This window comes from Limnohabitans sp. TEGF003 (genome assembly GCF_055395455.1).
This window is the reverse complement of sequence record NZ_AP029225.1, coordinates 1,092,688-1,111,179: the sequence shown is the minus strand read 5'-3', so window position 1 is coordinate 1,111,179 and position 18,492 is coordinate 1,092,688. Positions and strand designations below refer to the sequence as shown.

Below are 18,492 nucleotides of genomic sequence, written 5' to 3'. Positions count from 1 at the left end.
GGCAACAACCCGAAACCACCGTGACCACCATCCCCACTACCGAACCGGCCAGCATCGTCGCTGGCGACACCGCCAAGTGGCTCAAGACCTTGGCCGACTACCCGGCCAGCGCCGGGTGGGCCTTGGTCTACACCCTCATAAACGCTGACCACAAAATCGTCATCACCAGCGCTGCGCAAGGCGATGACCACCTGGTCAACGTGGCGGCCACCACCACCACCGCCTGGCACGCGGGCGCCTACGACTGGCGGGCGCAAGCCACCAACGCGGGCGAGGTCTACACCGTAAGCACTGGCCGCATCACCATCGCCCCATCGTTTGATGCCGTCACCAAACTCGACAGCCGCAGCCCCAGCCGCGTGATGCTCGACGCTGTTGAGGCCGTCATGCTCAAAACCGCCAGCACCAACGTGCAGGAATACGAAATCGCAGGCCGCAGGCTCAAGCACTACAGCATGGGCGAACTGCTGCAACTGCGCGACCGGCTCAAAGGCGAAGTGGCCCGCGAAGAAGCCGCCCAGCAAGCCGCCAACGGCACCGGCAGACCAGGCGGTGTGCCGGGCCGCATTTTTGTGAGATTCGGCGCATGAAACCCACCATCTTCCAACGCGCCGCCAACTGGCTCACGCGCAAAACCAGCGGCCAGCAAGTGCGCCGCTTTGCTGCTGCCCGTGTGGACCGGCTCACCGCCGACTGGTTTGCCACTGCCAACAGCATCAACCAAGAGCTGCAAACCGACCTGGACCTGCTGCGCCGCCGTGGCCGCGAGCTGGTGCACAACAACGACTATGCCGCCAAGTTTGTCGACATGGTGCAAAACAACGTGGTCGGCCCCGTGGGCGTACGCCTGCAAGCGCGGGTGGAGGACAGCCCCGGCAAGCCAGACCGCATGGCCAACGCCGCCATCGAAACCGCCTGGGCCGAATGGAGCCAAGCCGCCGACGTCACCGGCCAAATGAGCTTTCCCGACCTGTGCCGCAGCATCATGGGCAGCCTGCCCAGCGATGGCGAGTTTTTGGTACGCATCGTCAAAGGCGCAGACGCGGGCAACCGCTTCAATTTTGCGCTGCAAGTCATCGATGTGGACCGCATCGACACCACCTTTAACGGCAGCCACAACGGCAACACAGTCATCATGGGCGTGGAGGTGAACGACTACCGCCGCCCCGTGGCCCTGCACCTGTTTGAGGCCCACCCCAGCGACGGCGCACGCAGCAGCCGCCGCCGCGTGCGCGTCAGCACCGACGAAACGCTGCACCGCTTCAAAGTCACCCGCGCCGAACAAGTGCGCGGCATCCCCTGGATGGCCCCCGGCATGCTGAGCCTGCACCACCTGGGCGGGTTCATGCTGTCAGCCCTGCTGGCTGCCGAACACGGGGCCAACCATTACGGGTTTTTCACCACGCCAGACGGCATGGCCCCCATCGGCCAGCAAGACAACGGCCAGCAGATCAGCCCCAGCCAGCCCGGTATTTACGACACGCTGCCCCAGGGCGTGAGCTTTCAGCCGCACGAAAGCAAATACCCCAACGAAGTCTTTGGCCCCTTTGCCAAAACCTGCCTGCAGCGCATCGCCACAGGCTGGGGTGTGGCCTACCACTCGCTGGCCAACGACCTGGAAGGCGTCAGCTTCAGCAGCATCCGCAGCGGCACACTTGAAGAGCGCGACCGCTGGACCAAAGACCAAGAATGGTTCATCGGCTGCTTTGTGGAGCCGGTCTACCGCCAGTGGCTGCAAATGGCTCTGCTGTCGGGCGCCATCACCATGCCCAACGGCTCGGCCCTGCCCGCCAGCAAAGCCGCCAAATTTGCCCGCCACGAATGGCAGGCCCGACGCTGGGAATGGGTGGACCCACAAAGCGACATGAACGCCAAGGTGCTGGCCGTCAAAGCAGGCCTGATGGCCCCGCAAGACCTGTGCGCCAGCATGGGCTACGACTACGAAGACACCATCAAAGCCATCGGCCAAGCGCAAGCACTGGCCGCCGAATTTGGCGTGTCTCTGACCGCCTACGAAGGCGCACCCGGCGCACAAACCGCCGCCAACGCAGGCGCACAGCCTGCCCAGCCCAACGGTGGCCGCAGCCTGGACGCCGAAGACCGCGCCGCCCAGGCCCAACGCCAACACGCCGAGCTCATGGCTGCCCTGACCGGCATGAACCGATCCACCACCGTGCAACTGTCCACTGCCGACATCGAGGCCCAAATGCGCGGCCTGGTGGGCACCATGCAAGCACACATCAAAGAAGTGGCCAACGAAATGCCCATCGTCATCAACGTGCCAGAGCAAGCCGCTCCGGTCGTCAACGTCACCGTGCCTGCCCAGACCATCAACGTGGCCGCGCCACAAGTCGCCTTTGAAGCCACCGTGCCGCCCGCCCAAGTGGTCGTGCAGCACCCCACCAAAGCGGTGCAAACCGTCAAACGCGACAGCGCTGACGAAATCGTCAGCACCGTCACCGAATACACCATTGAAACCAGAGAGTAAGCACCATGCCAGAGCCCATTTCCACCACCACCACCGGCGCGGCCAGCGTTGGCTTCCTTGCGCTGCTGATCGGCGCGTTTGGCCCTGTGGCTGCCGACGTCATGCTGGTCGTCATCAGCGCCTTGGCCGGGTGCTTCATTGCACTGTCCAGCACCAAAAACCAGTCTGTGCTGCAAAGCATCGGCTTTGTGGTCATCGGCGTCACCGTGTCGCTGGTGCTGAGCTGGGGTGCCATGAACATGGTGGTCAGCGTCATCCCGCAGCTGAACACGCCTTACACCCCCAGCATCATCGCCATGGGCATCGGCTTTATGAGCAACCAGCTGCCCGCGCTGTTTTCGGCGCTGTCGGGCAAGTTCAAAGCCAAGATCGGGATCTGACCTCATGCTCGAGATCAAGATCTGGCTTGTACTCGTTTTGCTGATCGAGGTGCCCGCCATTGCCATGGTGGTGCTGCACGCACCGCTGATGAAGCTGCTGCGGGCCATTGGCTTTGGGCGGCTCATGGCTGTGGGCATCTACCTGTCCACCATCGGCCTGATCGCCCAGGTGGGGCGCACCAACCATTACCTCAAGTTCAACGTCTACCCGATCGACGAATGGTTCCCGGTTTGGGTCCTCAAGGATGTGGGCCTGTCCATCATCATTTTTTGTGTGATTCGCCTCGGTTTGAAGCTGATAAGGACTGCTCCCCATGTTTGACAACCCCACCCAAGCCGCATTCATCGCCGCCATGTTGGCCATGGCCATCACAGGCGCGTATTGCGCCCACCACTTGACCGGGGACCACCCCTGCTGGGTGCGACTCATCGTCATGGCGCCCGCCGTCATCGGCATGTTTGCGCCCGTGGCCATCTTGATGGGCGCGTATGCGCCCTACCTGCTGGACGTGACATTCGCCATCAGCGTGGCCCTGCTGTACGCCCTGGTGGCCAGCCGGTTTTCATCGAAGCCCTGGCTCGACATTCGCTGCAAAAAGGACTGACCCATGACTGTCTTGCACCTCGCATCGTACAAAGGCACCCGCCCCGGCTGGCATGGCCTGGTGAACCGGGCGATCCGGTTTTTCACCAAGAGCCAATACAGCCACAGCGAAATCTGCCTGGGAAACCCGTTTGAGGCCGAAGTGGACTGCCTGAGCAGCGTGGGCACCGAGGGCGGTGTGCGCATCAAGCGCATGCAGCTGGACCCGGCCAAGTGGGACGTGATCGCGCTGCCGCATGTGAGCGAAGGTGCGTTTTGGAGCTTTGTCTTTGACAACCGTGGCCGCCCTTACGACCTGGTGGGCTGCGTGCGCTCTGTGCTGCCGTTTGTCAGCCGCGAGCATGAGACCAAGTGGTTTTGCTCTGAAGTGTGCGCCACCGTGATCGGCCACAAAGAAGCGTGGCGCATGCACCCTGGGGTGCTGCACGCTGTGGTAAGCAGCTTGGAGAAAAAATAAATGTCATTTGCAAGAACAGCCGTAAGTGTCACCGGCAACCTGACGCTGAACAACAACCAGATTCTGAACGTCAGCAACACGGCGCAGTTGTTCACTGGAATGTGCGTTTACGGCACGGGTGTTAAGGCCGACACAATTATTACGGCCATTGCCGGTACGACCGTGACCATGAGTCAAACGGCCAGCGCCACAGGCACAGGCGTGACCATCACGGGCCAGTACATCACGCAGACTGGAACAGACGCCGACCCCTCTGGACTAAGCGCCATGACTGGCGTCACGACCAGCACCTCTGGCACTGGCACGCGCCTGAAAGGCATCTACGACTTGGGTACAAACCAGCTTCGTATTCAAGGCACGTTCACCCACGACCCCGATCAGCACACGATCATGTCAGGGTTGCAGATGGCTATCCGCCTTGAAAGCGGCACCTATAACTACGGCATTGAAACTGTTGTCAACGGCAAGTCCAGCTTTTCAAAAGGCTGCGGCCTTGAGCTGACTTATTCCGGCGGCATCGCGTCAAACTTCCCAATTCAGCAGACGGGCGGCACTTTCAACTGGAAAGGCGGCATCGTGCGCTTTGGGGGTGCATGGTCGATCACGAACGGGTCATTCATCCAAAAGGGCGACACGTCTGTTGCCTTCAACAACAACACAGGCACACAAATCCAGCTTCGGACAATTCTTCCACCCGCAAACATGCGCTACGAGAAGATCAAGCTGGCCGGTGTCAACCAAGTGTTTTTCTGGACAACCCAGACATACGGCGCGATCTCAGCCGCGCTGGAGAACGGGGCAATTCAAACACCCGCTGGTTTGTCGGCAACGCAGTCCTATGACAACTTTGTATTTGCGAACAACCAAGCGCCCGCCGACTTCTACATCAACCAGTTAAGCGGGGCGAATTCAACGCTTTCCATTGTCAAAAACCCTGACGTAGTACCTCGTGTCTCTCAGTTAAACACTGGAGCTTACGGTGTGGTTGAAACCCGTGAAACTCTGACATTTAACGTGTCAGACGCTGGTGGCGTTTCAGCGGGTAATGTGGTGGGTTACGTTAAGGATAGTAACAACGGCGCACGTACAAACGAGAACCAACTAACCGCATACACCAGCGATCAGGTGTATGTAGCAACGTCCACCTCTGGTGGTGTGCTGTCCTTGGGTGACATTCTCGTCAACGTGCAGATGCGGAACCCCTCTGCCACTAACACAGTGAAGCAGGACTATCGCGGCAACTACGGCAGCGCGTCCGTTGACTTTAATGTGTACCTTGGCGGTTATGAGTTCAATTCGGCCATCACTCGTCAGACCCTGCTTGGCAACGTGGGCAAAACGGTTGGATGGACGCTGTTTTCTGACACGAACGTCACACTTTCGCGCACCGACGCACTTGCGATGATCGGCAGCAAGTTCAGCATTGACCCGGCTACCCAGACGATCACAGCGCTGGCCAACGCCACGCTGTCGGAGCTGTACGACGTCACAAAAGCCTACAAGTATCAGGGCACGGCTGCGGCTTTCGAGACACCGGTAAAGGACGCGCAGATCTACACCGGCTCTGGCGACCGCCTGACTGGCTATTCTGGCTGGAATTTGGTGGTGCCCACAGGCGTGGCGCTTGTCAAAGACAACAAGTTCAAAGAACTCGCTTTGACGGGAACCGGCCGCGTGACCGTGAGCGGCAGCGTGGATTTCCCATACCGCGACGCCGACGGCCTGCGCGTGACCGTGACCGGGCTTGACCCAAACAGTTTTGGCATCACATGGTTCCTGCGCCACCGACCCACAGGCGGCAGCACTTGGACCAACATCAGCGGCACTGGTAACACAGCCCTGATCCTGCTGTCTGATGGCACCTATGACGTGCAGGTACGAGCACCCGGTTACGATTGGGCCGGTTCAACGCTGGACACTTTGGCAACGCTTTCGCTCGAAATAGGCTTGCGTTTCCAGCAGGCCAGCGACGAAACACCGCAGTGGCTCAAGGTCTACAACGAAGCTGTGGCCGACATTTTTCAGTATGACGCCTCCGTTGCACAGGTGTCTGTCACCAATACAAGCGGCGTGATAATCACGGCCAACTTCACCGAGTTGTACCGCGCAACACAGCGCATCATGCACATCCCGGCTCTGGTGTGGCTGTGGTCTAACCCGATTCGCGCCAACGCTGTGTCGCAGACCATCAGCATCCCCACGGGCAACCCGATCAGCCTGTACCTGACCACGAATTCCAACGGTCACGTGCAAATCACCTGCCCGGTGGTGCACCAGGACACTGGCGCTGCCGCCTATGATCGCGTGCGCGGCAACGCCGCTGGCTATCAGATTATCCTGGGCAGCCCGGCCACGGCCGAAAGCGCGGGCCTGCAAGCGGCCATCGTGGCCGACATTTTGGCTGCCACGCTCAAGGCCAACATTGTCCAGGTCAACAACGTGACCGTGACTGGCACGGGCGAAGAAGGCACCGAGTGGGGGCCTGCACCATGACCCGCCGCAGCAGCTGGGCCAAGAGCTGGGCCTATTCCTGGAAGAACACCTGGGGCAAGGTGAGCGAAGACGCCACCTCCGCCGGTGGCGTCAAGAAGCGCCGCCGCCACCCGTTTCGCACGGGCGCGCCCTGGCACTGGATGCCGCCGCCCGCCCCCTTGCGCCGCACGCGCCGCCGCCGCGAGGCTGAGCTGGTGGCGCTGCTGCACCCCTGATCGCCGATGTTCACCGCTTTGTCTTAACAAGTGAACAACACCCCGCATTTAATCACGAGCAAAGGCCACACACATGACCACCCACGCACCCCAAACCAAGCAGATCGGCGCAGCCATTGCAGCCGCCTTGCGCGACCAGATCAACCTGGGCGGCCCAGCCGGTTCGCCTGGCGCTGGCAAGCCGCTGGCCCGTGCGCTGGTGGTGGAGCGTGCGGCCATCAATGAAGACGCCCGCACCGCCACCCTGGCCTTTGCCAGCGAGACGCCTTATGAGCGCTGGTGGGGTGTGGAGGTGCTGGACTGCACCCCGGCCAGCATGCGCACCGGCCGCCTGCGCAGCGGTGCCAACCTGCTTTGCGACCATGACACCCGCGATGTCATTGGCGTTGTTGAATCTGTGGAAATCGGCACGGACAAGGTTGTCCGCGCCGTGGTGCGCTTTGGCAAAAGCGTCCGAGCAGAGGAAGTGTGGCAAGACGTGCGCGACGGCATCCGCCGCAACGTGAGCGTCGGCTACATGATCCATGAGGCCATTCTGGAAAGCACAAAGGACGGTGTGGAAACCTACCGCGTGACGGACTGGGAGCCTTATGAAATTTCGCTGGTCAGCGTGCCAGCAGACGCATCTGTCGGCGTGGGCCGCAGTGCGGTGCCAGAGCAGCGTGGGGCCAAGGTGACGGTGGAGGTGGAAATCGAAGTCGGCGACGACAACGAAGACCCCAAGACCGACCCCGAAGACCAAGCCGCCACAGGCACCAGCCTCATGCCCGCTGCAGACGCAGAGCGCACCAAAACCCCAACCGTTATCACCCCATCCATCAAAGGACCCAAAATGACTGCACCAGTCGAAGTCTCTGAGCGTAACCACGCCGCCGAAATCACCAAGATCGCCGCCACCATCCCCGGTGGTGCCGAATTGGCCATGAAATCCATCCAAGCCGGTCATACGGTCGAGCAGTTCCAGGCCGAAGCCTTGCGCTCGATCAGCACCAAGCCTGTGCCCACTGCCGACATCGGCATGAGCGAGAAAGAGGTCAAGCAGTTCAGCATGCTGCGTGCCATCAACGCACTAGCCAACCCCACGGACGCCGCCGCCCAACGCGCCGCCGCTTTTGAGCGCGAGTGCTCTGACGCACAAGCCAAAGTGATGGGCAAATCGGCCCGTGGCCTGTTCATCCCCAACGAAGTGCAAAAGCGCGACCTGTTGGTGGGCACTGCCACCGCTGGCGGCAACACCGTGGCCACAGACTTGCTGTCTGGCAGCTTCATCGACATTTTGCGCAACGCCATGGTCATCAACGGCCTGGGCGCTCGCATGATGACCGGCCTGGTCGGCCAAGTCGCGATCCCTAAGCAGACCGGCAGCGCCACGGCCTACTGGGTGGCTGAAAACACTGCGCCCACAGAGAGCCAGCAGACCTTTGGCCAGGTGACCATGACCCCCAAGACCGTGGGCGGCTACACCGACATCAGCCGCCGCCTGTTGCTGCAAAGCTCCATCGCGGTCGAGAGCTTGGTGCAGACCGACCTGGCCACCGTGTTGGGCCTGGCCATCCAGCAAGCCGCCATCAACGGCTCTAGCGCCAGCAACCAGCCATCGGGCCTGTTGACCCTGTTGGCCACACCCGCAGTGGTGGGCGGCACCAACGGCGCTGCGCCCACATGGGCCAACATCGTGGCGCTGGAGACTGCCATTGCATCGGCCAACGCCGATGTGGGCACCATGGGCTACCTGACCAACGCCAAGGTGCGCGGCAAGCTCAAGAGCACAGAGAAGTTCACCACTTCCAACGGCCAGCCGATCTTTGAAAACGGCACCACACCGCTCAACGGCTACAGCACCGCCATCACCAACGCTGTGCCGTCCAACCTGACCAAGGGCACCGGCACCAACCTGTCGGCCATCTTGTTCGGCAACTGGGCCGACCTGATGATTGGCATGTGGGGCAGCCTGGACCTGATGGTGGACCCTTACACCGGCTCCACCGCTGGCACCGTGCGTGTCGTGGCCCTGCAGGACGTGGATGTGGCTGTGCGCAACATCGAGTCGTTCGCCAGCATGGTCGACGCCATCACCGTCTGATAGACGGCGAACCGCAAAGCCCAAGGCCAGCATGTTCAACGAATCATTCGACGTGTTCTTTGAAGCCAGCGAGTTTGCCACCACGGCAGTCGTTGACGGCACAAACATGTCGGTGATCTTTGATGCTGCCTACGCCCTGGGCGATGCGGGGCCCTATGGCATGAGCAGCGTGGCCCCCATGGTCACGCTGCCCACCGCCCAGGTGCCTGCCGACCCCATTGGCAAGCCTGTTGTGGTCAACGGCAAAAGCTACCTTGTCACCGTGCACCAGCCTGACGGCACCGGCGTGAGCACCCTGACGCTGGAGGCCGCCGCATGACCACCGTGTTTGCCAATGTGGTTGGGGCCATGGTGCAGGCGCTGGCCGCTGGCACGCCTGTCAGCCCCAACATCAGCCGTGCCCGCATCAAGCCGCTGGCCGCCGAATGGCAGACCGCTGTGGTGGTGCGGCTGCAAGAGTCGCAGCTGGAGCGCCTGGCCATCTTTGGCTCACCCATCAACGCCGACACCATTGTGGTGGTCGAGTGTTATGCCCGCAGCACCAGCCTGTCGCCCGACTTGGCGGTGGACCAGGTGATGCAAGACGCCTACGCCCGCCTGGCCGCAGACCCCACGCTGGGCGGCCTGGTAGCCGACTGCCAGCTGCAGGCCATCAATTTTGACTTTGACCACGAACAGGACCGCATGGGCTGTGCGCTCATGTCTTACCTGGTTCGCCACCGCACCCAATCACTCAACCTGGAGTAAACATGCCCCGCTATATCCGCAACACGGCCATGCTGGCCAAGACCGAAACTACTGAGGGCACCGACGCCACGCCCACGGGCGCGGCCAACGCGCTGCTGATCAGTGATGTGACCATCAACCCGCTGAACGCGCAAAACGTGGACCGCTCCATCGTGCGCAACTACTTTGGCGCGAGCGAGCAGCTGGTGGGCACCGCGTATGTGTCGATCGACTTCACGGTGGAGCTGGCAGGCAGCGGCACCGCTGGCACCGCCGCGCCCTGGGGCGAGCTGCTCCGCGCCTGTGGCTTTGCCGAAACGGGCGCAGCCGGTTACAAGCAATACGCCCCCGACACCCCCAGCAACCAAAAGAGCGCCACGCTGTACTACTACGACGACGGCGTGCTGCACAAGCTGCTGGGGGCCAAGGGCACCTTCAAGCTCATGATGGGCATTGGCGAGCGGCCCACACTGGCTTTCAGCTTCACCGGCAAAGACGGCGGCGTGACCGCTGTGGCCAACCCCACCACCACCCTGACAAGCTGGAAGCAGCCCATCGTCATCACCGACCCGAACACGGGCGATGTGAAGTTTGGCGGCACCTATGCCACCGGCGCTGTGACCGGTGGCACCAGCTACACCAGCCAGGGCTTGCAGCTGGACATTGGAAACGCTGTGCAATACACCCCGCTGCTGGGCGGTGAGTATGTGGACATCACCGACCGGGCCGTGACCGGCTCCATCCAGCTGGATCTGACCGCCGCGCAAGAAGTCACCTTCATGGCCAGCGTGAAAAGCAACACCCTGCAGGCCGTGAGCCTGGAGCACGGCACCGCCGCTGGCGCCATTGTGGGCGTGCACATGGCCGCCGTGCAACTCATCAACCCCACCAAGGCCGACGCCAATGGTCGCCGCCTGATCGGCTTCGACACCCGCAGCGTGCCCGTGGTGGGCAACGACGATTTGATCATCTACACCAAGTAACCCACCCATGTTCAAGCTCAACCCCAACCCCACCTTTGTGGCCGCTGTGCCGCTGTCTGTGCCCGGCATGGCCGAACCGCTGGAAGTGTCGTTCACCTTCCGGCACCAAAACAAGGCCGCGCTGTCCAAGTGGATGACCGACGCAAAAGGAAAAAGTGGTTCGGAAAATTTGCACAAGATCATTGCCGATTGGGTTGGTGTTTTTGGTGAGGATGGTTTGCAGGTTCCGTACAGCCTGACAGCTCTTACAGACCTGCTTGAAAACTACTCTGCCGCAGAGGGAGAGATTTTTCGGGCGTACATGCAAGAGCTGACCGAGGCGAAACGAAAAAACTGATCGAGGCTGCAAGGCGCCTGGTTGAAGGCTTTGAAGACAAAGAACACATCGACCAAGCCCTTGCAGCCTTTGGACTCAAGGCCGACAAGCCCAAAGAGCCCGAGCACCTGGACATATGGCCCGAAAACGTGGCCCCGTTCACCGTGTTCAGGGCCATGGCCACGCAGTGGAGTGTGGGCATGAATGGGCCAATCGGCCTGCGCATGGAGGCCATGGCCTTCGTGCTGGAAATGCAAGAGGTGCCCCGGGCCGACTGGCCCGAGGTAACCGAGGCGGTGCAAGTGATGGAAAGAGAAACCTTGCGCCTGTGGCGCAAACAAAGTGGGGCCTGACCTGGAATGTCTGAAGCAAAAATTGTCCTGACGGCGGTAGACCAGACCAAGGCGGCTTTGGAGTCAGCCAAGCGCAATATGTCGAGCATAGGCGACACGATTACCCGCGTTTCAGGCTTGATGGGCATTTTGGGGGGTGGTGCGGTTACAGCCGCATCGGCGGTGACTCAGTTTTCGCAGGCGCTCAGAACGCTTGACATGCTCGATGACATGGCTGAAAAAACAGGCGTGTCGGTCGAGGCGCTGAGCAAGCTGCGCTTTGCCGGTGAGTCGGTGGGCACCACCACCGAGCAGCTGGGCGGTGGTTTGCGCAAGCTGGCAAAGCTCATGGGCGACGCGGCAGGTGGTAGCGATGAGGCTGCCGAGATTTTCAAGGCGCTTGGTGTGTCTTTTAACGACGCAAACGGGAAGCTTCGAAACACAGACGAAGTGCTTGCCGATATTGCTGACCGATTTTCAAAATGGGAAGATGGCCCCGCAAAAGCGGCCTGGTCAATGAAGGTTTTTGGGAAATCCGGTGAAGACTTAATCCCGGTTTTGAATCTTGGCAAATCAGGAATGAATGATCTTGCCACCGAGGCCACAAAGTTGGGTGCGGTTCTTGACAAGGACGCGGCAGAAAATGCGGCAAAGCTCAACGACAACTTGAAGAAAATATCTTTGGTTTCCGAGTCTGCTGCAGCCTCGATCATGAATCCACTGGTTGATGCGCTTGGCAAATTGTCTCAGGCCTTCATTGACGCAAAAGTTAACGGAGAAGGGCTTTTTGGCTCTATTTCAAGAGCTGTATCAAAGTTGCCAGAAATTCCAGCATGGATGGATGGCTTGCCCATGCTGAAATTTGCAAGGATTTTCCAGCAGTCCGGAAAAGTTCTTGAGGGCTCTGTGGCTGGGGCCTCAAAGGCTGGGGCCGGTCGAGGCACCTTCGCAGACCCAAGGTCATCAGGAAGGGCGCCATCTATCGCCGCTCAAACTCGCGGATGGGATGAGGCGCCACCGATTCCAGGTGCAAAGCCAGACAAGCCAAAAGAGAGCGGAAATCTGGCTGCCAACTTTATCAATAACCTGATTACTCAATACTCCAGCTTAAGCGGGTCCATGAGCAAGGTGGACGAAGTGCAGCGCATGCTTAGTGTGAGCGGCGACAAATTCAGCAAGTCTCAGCGTGAGCAGGCTTTGGCCATCGCTGATCAGATTGATGGCTACAAGTACAAGCAGCAGGTTTGGGAGGCCGAAGAAAAGGCCATGCGTGAAAACATTGCTCTGCAAGAACAGGCTGAGCAGCTGTATGGCCGAACCATCTTGGCGCTTAGTGATGAAGCCAGAGCAATGGCATTCAACACGAGCCTGATCGGCAAAACAGGCGAAGAAATTGAGCGACTTCGTTTTGAGCGCGAGCTTTCAATCCGTGTTGCCCAGGCTGAATCACAGGTGATGGCTGACCAAAACATGGGGTATATCAATCAAGCTGAGGCGCTTGGTCGGCTGGCCGCCGTGCAGCGCTTGGCCAACGAAACCCGCGCCCAGTTCATGGCGCAGCAGGCCGACCAGATCAGCCAGCAATATGACGCCATGCGCGGCGTGAGCGATGCGGTCAAGGAATACCAGCTCAGCATCAGCAAGATGGGAGAAAACACCAAAAACGTCATGACCAACGCTTTCAGGGGCATGGAAGACGCGCTGGTCAACTTCGTCAAAACTGGCAAGCTGGACTTTAAGAGCCTGGCCGACAGCATCATCAGCGACATGATCCGCATGCAAATTCAGCAGTCGATCACGGGGCCGTTGTCGGGCGTGTTGGGCACGGCAATAAGTAATATTTTTGGCCCGGGTCAAATGGGGCCAAGCCAAACCCCGCAGGCCTTGCCCAGCAGCTTTGATCAGTATCTGGTCAAAAGCGCCAACGGCAACGTCATGACGCCAGACGGCCCCATGCCCCTGAACAGGTACGCCAATGGCGGCATTGCCACCAGCCCGCAGCTGTCGATCTTCGGCGAAGGCCGCATGAACGAGGCCTATGTCCCCCTGCCCGATGGCCGCACCATCCCGGTCACCATGTCGGGCGGTGGCGGCTCCAATGTCATCGTCAACGTCATGCCCACCAGCGGCCAAACGGCCGATGTGCAGCAGCGCCAAAACGGGGACGGCACCACCACCATCGACGTGATCTTGCGCCAGGTGCAAGACGGCCTGGCCGATGGTGTGGCCAGCGGTTCGGGCAGTTTGTTCAACGCCATTGGCAGCCGGTTCACCCCACGCGGAGCGCAATAAATGGCCACCTTCCCCACCTACGTCGACATTGCCTGGGCCGACACGGCAGAGCAGCCCGCCAGCGTGGTCGTGCGCAGCGAGATGGAGCGCAGCGTGCCAAAACAGCGGCGCATGGCCAGCGACACCATGGTCACCGTGCCCGTGACGCTGTACTTTCGCACCAAGCAAAACGCCATCGACTTTGAAGACTGGGTTTACACCCAGATCGGCGGGGGTGCCGACTGGTTTGCCTGGACCAACCCGCGCACGGGCAGCGTGGTGCAGGCCCGCATTGTGGGTGGCAACCTGGGGCCGCTCAAGCCCGGCAGCCGCGCCTGGACGTTTGCAGAGCGCAGCTTGCAGCTCGAATACCTGCGGAGCGCCTACTAATGGCCCAGAGCATTGCCCAACTGCAGGCGGTCACCGACAACCATGGCTTTTTGGAGCTGATGGTCATTGACCATGCCAGCTTTGCCAGCCCCGTGCGCATCGTCAATGACACGCGTGACTGGGTCATTGGCGGCCACACTTATGTGGCGCTGCCCTTTGGTGTGAAGCTGCCCACGCAGGCCCAGCAAGAAAACCCCCGCGCTCAGATCCGCATCGACAACGTGGGGCGTGAGCTGACCGCCGCCATCGAGGGGCTGCCCGTGGGCGCGTCGCTGCTGGCCACGCTGCAGCTGGTGAGCCGGGCCACGCCCACGGTGGTGGACTATGAATTCATCGCGCAGCTGTCGGGCATCAACATCACGCCCACGCTGGTCACGGCCAACATGGGGCCAGACGACACCATGCGCCAGACGGCGGTGCGCATCCGGTTTGACCCGGTCAACGCGCCTGCGCTTTTCCAAGGCTGATATGACACAGTACACGACACCCGCCCAACAAGGCCGCGACGAAACGCAAGACTTTGCAGACGCGCAGTCTTATGTCGGCGTCGAATACGTGCCCGGCACCTACGACTGCGCACACCTGTTTTTGGATGTGCAGCGCCAGGTGTTTGGCCGCACGGTCACGGTGCCCGCTGCTTTGACCTGCCACGCCCAGGGCCGGGCAGGGCAAGCCGCCCAGATCAGCGCTGCGCGTGATGCACTGGCCCAGCGCATTGCAGAGCCGGTGCACGGCTGCGGCGTGCTCATCACCAGCCCCAACGAGGCTGGCCACCTGCTGTGGCACATCGGCACCGTGTTTGTGTACCGTGGCGAGGTGTGGGTGCTGCACAACTCGGCTGTGATGGGCAATGCGTCGCTGAACCGCCTGCGCGACTTTGCATGGCGCGGCCAAAGAATCGAGGGGTTTTACACATGGAAGTGAAAACCACCGTGCCCACCACATTGGTGCCGCTGACCGAGCCGCCCTTCAAGCGCCGCCCCGGCCTGCTGCCAGAGCGCAGCGCCCAGCTGGTGGTGACCCCGCACCCGCTGACCACGCAGGGCCAGACCAGCGTGGCGGTGCTCATGAAAGACGGCGAAACGCTGCTGGCCGTGCTGCAGCGCCACGGCGTGACCGACACCTGGATTGTGGAAGTGGGCGGCCTGCAAGTGCCCGCCCTCATGTGGGGCCGCACACGCGTGCACCACGCGCAGGTGATCGAGTGCAGGCCTGCGGTGCAAAAAGAGGTGGTCAAGATCATCGCGTTTGCGGCGTTAGCGTATTTCACGCTGGGCACCAGCAGCTGGTTTGCAGGATTTAGCGGGCTCACAGGTGTGACTTTGGCCGTTGCGGGTGCCTTGGTCTTTGCCGCTGGCGCCATGGTCATCAACAAGCTGCTGCCCCCGCCCAAGCGTGGCAGCATGGACCTGGCCGTCAACACCACCGAGCCGACCTACAGCCTGAGCGGTGGCCGCAACCAAATGCGCATTTGGCAGCCCATGAGCCTGGTGCTGGGTCAGCCCTATGTGGTGCCCGACCTGGCGGGCCAGCCTTACACCTACTTTGCGGGTGAAGACCAGTATCTGGTGCAGCAATTTCACGCGGGCATCAACTGCCACGCGGTGAGCAATGTGCGCATTGGCCAGACGGCGGTGGGCGCTTACCAAGACGTGAGCCTGCGGGCCTATGGCCTGCCCGGCAGCGGCCTGCCAACAGGCCTGCCCAACAACAGCGTGGACACCATCGCGGGCGGCCTGCTGGACGCACCCAGCGGCAACGGCCCCTGGGTGCAGCGCACCACCAGCCCCAACACCTTGCAAATCGGCATCGACATCGAGGGCAACATCTTTGGGGTGAACAACACCAACGGGGCGTATGAGTCGCGCACGGTGGTGCTGGAGGTGCAGTACGCAGTGGCGGGTTCTGGGAATTGGGTGGGGGTGAATACGGGGGCGACCTATAGGGAGTCATACTGGGTGGTGCGTGAAGGTTGGATTAACGACGGTGGGTTAGAGTCATATTGGGGAACCTATTCCGCTAAAGAGTGGCGCGATGTGCCTTATGCAGCAGGCATAGCCAAGCTGACCAACGCCAGCACCAAGCCCCTGCGCACCCAGTTCAACATCCAAGTGCCCGCAGGCCAATACGATGTGCGCCTGCGCAAGCTGACGACCAACGAAACCAGCACCAGCGCCCAAAACACCGTGCAGTGGACGCAGCTCAAGTCATTCCAGCAAGACCTGGCCAGCTACCCCGGCCAGAGCATTGTGGCCATGACGGCCAAGGCCAGCGGGCAGCTGAGCGGTGCGGTGGACGAGCTCAACTGGATCGCCACCGCCAAGCCCATGCCTTACTGGAACGGCAGCGCCTGGACCACGGCCACCAGCCGCACCAACGGGCTGAGCAACCCGGGCGCACAGATCCTGCAGCTGGCCCGAGGCATCTATGATGAAAACGGCAAACTGGTCGCAGGCCTGGGCTGGCCAGACAGCCGCATTGATGTGGAAGGCCTCAAGCGCTTCATGGTCTGGTGCGCGGCCAAGGGCTTGACATTTGACGCCGTCATTCAAGACGCCATGAGCCACGAAGACCTGCTGGGCGCGATTGCCTACGCTGGCTTGGCCACCATCAGCTGGTCCGAAGGGCGGCTGGGCGTGCAGTGGCTGGACGATGCGCAGCCGGTCGAGGGCGTCATCAACATGGGCAACATCAAGGCCCGCAGTTTCAGCGTGAGCTACGACACCAACGACCGCGCGGACGAAATCGAATACGGCTACTTTGACCGCGCACGCAGCAACACCTGGAACAGCCTGCGCGTGATCGCGCCCGGCATGAGCAACCCGCGCACCACGGCCCGCTTGTCCAACATGGGCATCACCAGCGAGGCGCACGCCGCCCTGCTGGCCCGCCATGCCATGGCGCAAAACATTTACATGGCCAAGTCGATCACGTTTGAGCAAGACCTGGAGTTTTTGACCTACCGGCGCGGCACCGTGCTGGCCCTGAGTCACGACATGACGCAATGGGGCTACAGCGGGCGCATTCAGTCGGCCACCGAGTCAGGCGGCATTGTCACGCTCACGCTGGACGACACCATTCCTGCAACCGGCCCGGGTGGGGCTAGCAGCCGGTACATCGGCCTGCGCCTGGTGGGTGAGATGCAGTACCGCGTGTTCACCATCGCCCCATTCACGGGCAGCACCCGCACGGTGCAGCTGGTGGGCGCGTGGCCTTCGGGTGTGGCCTTACCGGGTGCGAACGGGCAACCGCTCGATGCGCTGTGGATCTACGACTTCAAGGCTACACCGGGCCAGCGTGTTGTAGTTGCCAAGGTGGAGCCGACCGACAACATGGCTGGGGCGCGTGTGACCGTGGTGCCGCTGCCTGATGAGTTTTGGCCTTATGTGTTGACCGGCGCGTATACGCCGCCGCCCAATATCAGCCTGCTGAGCCGCGTGCCCAACGTGACCAATGCGTTTGTCACCGAGATTTTGAAGCGGCAGGGCAACACGTTTTACACCGAGCTGACGGTCTCTTTTGACCTGAGCCTGAACACCGGCTCCACCCAGGTGTGGGGCGCACCAAACGGCGCACCCCTGCAGCTCATGGGCACCACCAATTCACGCCAGTTCACCTGGACGGCGGGTCTGTCTGAGGTATGGGACATCGAGCTGCGGCCCTTCAACTCGCTGGGCCAGCTGGGCGGCACCGCGCGGGTGAGCTACGCCGTGCAGGGCCTGACGCTGCCCCCGCCAGACGTGATCAACTTCACCATCAATGGCACCACGCTCAGCTGGACCGGCGTGGACGCGGTGGACTTGGCGGGCTACCGGGTGCGCTTCAACTTCGGTCAAAACACCTGGTGGCCAGCCGCCACGCCGCTGCACGACGGCCTGATCACCGAGACGCCGTTTGACCTGGTGACCCGCCCATCGGGGCAGGTGACCATCATGATCAAGGCGGTGGACACCTCTGGCAATGAGAGCGTGAACGCCGCCACCATCGTGACGGACCTGGGCGACCAGCTGGTGAGCAACATCATTGAGACGTATGACCAGCACACCACCTGGCCGGGCACCAAGACGGCGGCTTATGTGTCGGGCGGCAAGCTGCGCGCCGACGATGTGGACTTTTTCTTCGGCATGGCCGACCAGCCGTTTTTTGGCGAGTCGACAGCGGCGTTTTTTGATGCCTCGCAGTCTGCGCCCATGGTCTACCAATTCACCGTGACCGCGCCATCGTCGGGTGACCTGGTGCTGCAGTATGACTTTGACGTCAACGGCTACACCATTGAATACCGCACGGCCAACACAGGGCCATTCTTTGGCCCTGGTGGTGATTTGTTCTTTGAGGCCCCGACAGAGATGTTTTTTGGCCCCGTGGCCGATTGGGCGCCGTGGCCCGGCAGGTTGGGCGTGCAGCGTGGCGAGTGGACGGAGTTTCGCGTCAGCACCACGGGCGGCGTGGGCGTGGATGTGCTGAACACGCTGTCGGCCCAGCTGGACGTGCCAGACATCAACATCAACATCAACGACGCCACCATCAGCGCCACCGGCACACGCCTTCCGCTGGGGCAAGAGGTCAACGCGGTCAAAAACGTGCAGATCACCGTGCAAAGCAACGGCAGCGGCGGCATCACGGCCCGCATTGTCGACAAGTCGCCCACGCTGGGGCCGCTGATCCAGGTGCTGAACGAGGCGGGCACGCCTGTCGCTGGCCTGGTGGATGCCGTCATTCAGGCCTATTAACCCAAACCACACAAAGGAAACAAC

At 61.4% G+C, this 18,492-nt stretch carries 19 protein-coding genes; all 19 read left to right on the top strand.

Features of this window, described 5'->3' with window-relative positions:
• Positions 1-20: 20 nt before the first annotated feature.
• The 19 genes from ACZ5RT_RS05475 to ACZ5RT_RS05385 all read left to right on the top strand — a co-directional run bounded on the left by ACZ5RT_RS05475 (position 21) and on the right by ACZ5RT_RS05385 (position 18,468).
• Complete coding sequence (locus tag ACZ5RT_RS05475) at positions 21-590, top strand: hypothetical protein (protein WP_464453783.1); 570 nt, start codon at positions 21-23, stop codon at positions 588-590.
• Positions 587-2,488, top strand: a complete 1,902-nt coding sequence (locus ACZ5RT_RS05470; protein ID WP_464453782.1) for a phage portal protein — start codon at positions 587-589, stop codon at positions 2,486-2,488. The genes ACZ5RT_RS05475 and ACZ5RT_RS05470 overlap by 4 nt, the downstream gene beginning before the upstream one ends.
• A 5-nt stretch (positions 2,489-2,493) precedes the next feature.
• The gene (locus ACZ5RT_RS05465; protein ID WP_464453781.1) at positions 2,494-2,868 is read left to right on the top strand and encodes a hypothetical protein; all 375 of its coding nucleotides are present in this window, start codon (positions 2,494-2,496) and stop codon (positions 2,866-2,868) included.
• 4 nt (positions 2,869-2,872) lie between these two features.
• On the top strand, positions 2,873-3,190 hold the full coding sequence (locus tag ACZ5RT_RS05460) for a hypothetical protein (RefSeq protein ID WP_464453780.1): 318 nt from the start codon (positions 2,873-2,875) through the stop codon (positions 3,188-3,190).
• On the top strand, positions 3,183-3,473 hold the full coding sequence (locus ACZ5RT_RS05455; RefSeq protein WP_464453779.1) for a hypothetical protein: 291 nt from the start codon (positions 3,183-3,185) through the stop codon (positions 3,471-3,473). The genes ACZ5RT_RS05460 and ACZ5RT_RS05455 overlap by 8 nt, the downstream gene beginning before the upstream one ends.
• A 3-nt stretch (positions 3,474-3,476) precedes the next feature.
• On the top strand, positions 3,477-3,929 hold the full coding sequence (locus ACZ5RT_RS05450; protein WP_464453778.1) for a hypothetical protein: 453 nt from the start codon (positions 3,477-3,479) through the stop codon (positions 3,927-3,929).
• Positions 3,930-6,422, top strand: coding sequence for a hypothetical protein (locus ACZ5RT_RS05445; protein ID WP_464453777.1), 2,493 nt, complete (start codon positions 3,930-3,932; stop codon positions 6,420-6,422).
• Entirely contained in the window at positions 6,419-6,637 is a 219-nt protein-coding gene (locus ACZ5RT_RS05440) for a hypothetical protein (protein ID WP_464453776.1), read from the top strand. The genes ACZ5RT_RS05445 and ACZ5RT_RS05440 overlap by 4 nt, the downstream gene beginning before the upstream one ends.
• A 73-nt stretch (positions 6,638-6,710) precedes the next feature.
• On the top strand, positions 6,711-8,720 hold the full coding sequence (locus ACZ5RT_RS05435) for a phage major capsid protein (RefSeq protein ID WP_464453775.1): 2,010 nt from the start codon (positions 6,711-6,713) through the stop codon (positions 8,718-8,720).
• A gap of 31 nt (positions 8,721-8,751) precedes the next feature.
• The gene (locus ACZ5RT_RS05430) at positions 8,752-9,039 is read left to right on the top strand and encodes a head-tail joining protein (RefSeq protein ID WP_464453774.1); all 288 of its coding nucleotides are present in this window, start codon (positions 8,752-8,754) and stop codon (positions 9,037-9,039) included.
• A complete protein-coding gene (locus tag ACZ5RT_RS05425) occupies positions 9,036-9,467 on the top strand; it encodes a hypothetical protein (protein ID WP_464453773.1) in 432 nt (143 codons plus the stop codon). Before ACZ5RT_RS05430 ends, ACZ5RT_RS05425 begins: the two co-directional genes overlap by 4 nt.
• A gap of 2 nt (positions 9,468-9,469) precedes the next feature.
• Positions 9,470-10,429 carry a phage tail tube protein gene (locus ACZ5RT_RS05420; RefSeq protein ID WP_464453772.1) on the top strand — a complete coding sequence of 320 codons (960 nt, stop codon included), beginning with the start codon at positions 9,470-9,472 and terminating at the stop codon, positions 10,427-10,429.
• A gap of 7 nt (positions 10,430-10,436) precedes the next feature.
• Entirely contained in the window at positions 10,437-10,766 is a 330-nt protein-coding gene (locus tag ACZ5RT_RS05415; protein ID WP_464453771.1) for a phage tail assembly chaperone, read from the top strand.
• Positions 10,763-11,098: a DUF1799 domain-containing protein gene (locus ACZ5RT_RS05410; protein ID WP_464454197.1), complete on the top strand. Its 336-nt coding sequence runs from the start codon at positions 10,763-10,765 to the stop codon at positions 11,096-11,098. The genes ACZ5RT_RS05415 and ACZ5RT_RS05410 overlap by 4 nt, the downstream gene beginning before the upstream one ends.
• Positions 11,099-11,104: 6 nt before the next feature.
• Positions 11,105-13,369: a phage tail tape measure C-terminal domain-containing protein gene (locus ACZ5RT_RS05405; protein ID WP_464453770.1), complete on the top strand. Its 2,265-nt coding sequence runs from the start codon at positions 11,105-11,107 to the stop codon at positions 13,367-13,369.
• Positions 13,370-13,738 (top strand): hypothetical protein, encoded by a 369-nt coding sequence (locus ACZ5RT_RS05400; RefSeq protein ID WP_464453769.1) that lies wholly within the window; start codon positions 13,370-13,372, stop codon positions 13,736-13,738.
• Positions 13,738-14,205, top strand: a complete 468-nt coding sequence (locus tag ACZ5RT_RS05395; RefSeq protein WP_464453768.1) for a DUF1833 family protein — start codon at positions 13,738-13,740, stop codon at positions 14,203-14,205. The genes ACZ5RT_RS05400 and ACZ5RT_RS05395 overlap by 1 nt, the downstream gene beginning before the upstream one ends.
• Position 14,206: 1 nt before the next feature.
• Complete coding sequence (locus ACZ5RT_RS05390; RefSeq protein ID WP_464453767.1) at positions 14,207-14,662, top strand: dsRNA-binding motif domain-containing protein; 456 nt, start codon at positions 14,207-14,209, stop codon at positions 14,660-14,662.
• Positions 14,653-18,468, top strand: a complete 3,816-nt coding sequence (locus ACZ5RT_RS05385) for a host specificity factor TipJ family phage tail protein (RefSeq protein WP_464453766.1) — start codon at positions 14,653-14,655, stop codon at positions 18,466-18,468. Before ACZ5RT_RS05390 ends, ACZ5RT_RS05385 begins: the two co-directional genes overlap by 10 nt.
• Positions 18,469-18,492 lie beyond the last annotated feature (24 nt).

Excerpts from the sequence above, each read along its gene's own strand:
- ACZ5RT_RS05420 (WP_464453772.1), top strand. The coding sequence starts at position 9,470 with ATGCCCCGCTATATCCGCAACACGGCCATGCTGGCCAAGACCGAAACT.
- ACZ5RT_RS05435 (WP_464453775.1), top strand. The coding sequence starts at position 6,711 with ATGACCACCCACGCACCCCAAACCAAGCAGATCGGCGCAGCCATTGCA.
- ACZ5RT_RS05390 (WP_464453767.1), top strand. The coding sequence starts at position 14,207 with ATGACACAGTACACGACACCCGCCCAACAAGGCCGCGACGAAACGCAA.
- ACZ5RT_RS05460 (WP_464453780.1), top strand. The coding sequence starts at position 2,873 with ATGCTCGAGATCAAGATCTGGCTTGTACTCGTTTTGCTGATCGAGGTG.
- ACZ5RT_RS05425 (WP_464453773.1), top strand. The coding sequence starts at position 9,036 with ATGACCACCGTGTTTGCCAATGTGGTTGGGGCCATGGTGCAGGCGCTG.
- ACZ5RT_RS05440 (WP_464453776.1), top strand. The coding sequence starts at position 6,419 with ATGACCCGCCGCAGCAGCTGGGCCAAGAGCTGGGCCTATTCCTGGAAG.
- ACZ5RT_RS05415 (WP_464453771.1), top strand. The coding sequence starts at position 10,437 with ATGTTCAAGCTCAACCCCAACCCCACCTTTGTGGCCGCTGTGCCGCTG.
- ACZ5RT_RS05445 (WP_464453777.1), top strand. The coding sequence starts at position 3,930 with ATGTCATTTGCAAGAACAGCCGTAAGTGTCACCGGCAACCTGACGCTG.
- ACZ5RT_RS05470 (WP_464453782.1), top strand. The coding sequence starts at position 587 with ATGAAACCCACCATCTTCCAACGCGCCGCCAACTGGCTCACGCGCAAA.
- ACZ5RT_RS05400 (WP_464453769.1), top strand. The coding sequence starts at position 13,370 with ATGGCCACCTTCCCCACCTACGTCGACATTGCCTGGGCCGACACGGCA.
- ACZ5RT_RS05465 (WP_464453781.1), top strand. The coding sequence starts at position 2,494 with ATGCCAGAGCCCATTTCCACCACCACCACCGGCGCGGCCAGCGTTGGC.
- ACZ5RT_RS05385 (WP_464453766.1), top strand. The coding sequence starts at position 14,653 with ATGGAAGTGAAAACCACCGTGCCCACCACATTGGTGCCGCTGACCGAG.
- ACZ5RT_RS05430 (WP_464453774.1), top strand. The coding sequence starts at position 8,752 with ATGTTCAACGAATCATTCGACGTGTTCTTTGAAGCCAGCGAGTTTGCC.
- ACZ5RT_RS05455 (WP_464453779.1), top strand. The coding sequence starts at position 3,183 with ATGTTTGACAACCCCACCCAAGCCGCATTCATCGCCGCCATGTTGGCC.
- ACZ5RT_RS05395 (WP_464453768.1), top strand. The coding sequence starts at position 13,738 with ATGGCCCAGAGCATTGCCCAACTGCAGGCGGTCACCGACAACCATGGC.
- ACZ5RT_RS05450 (WP_464453778.1), top strand. The coding sequence starts at position 3,477 with ATGACTGTCTTGCACCTCGCATCGTACAAAGGCACCCGCCCCGGCTGG.
- ACZ5RT_RS05405 (WP_464453770.1), top strand. The coding sequence starts at position 11,105 with ATGTCTGAAGCAAAAATTGTCCTGACGGCGGTAGACCAGACCAAGGCG.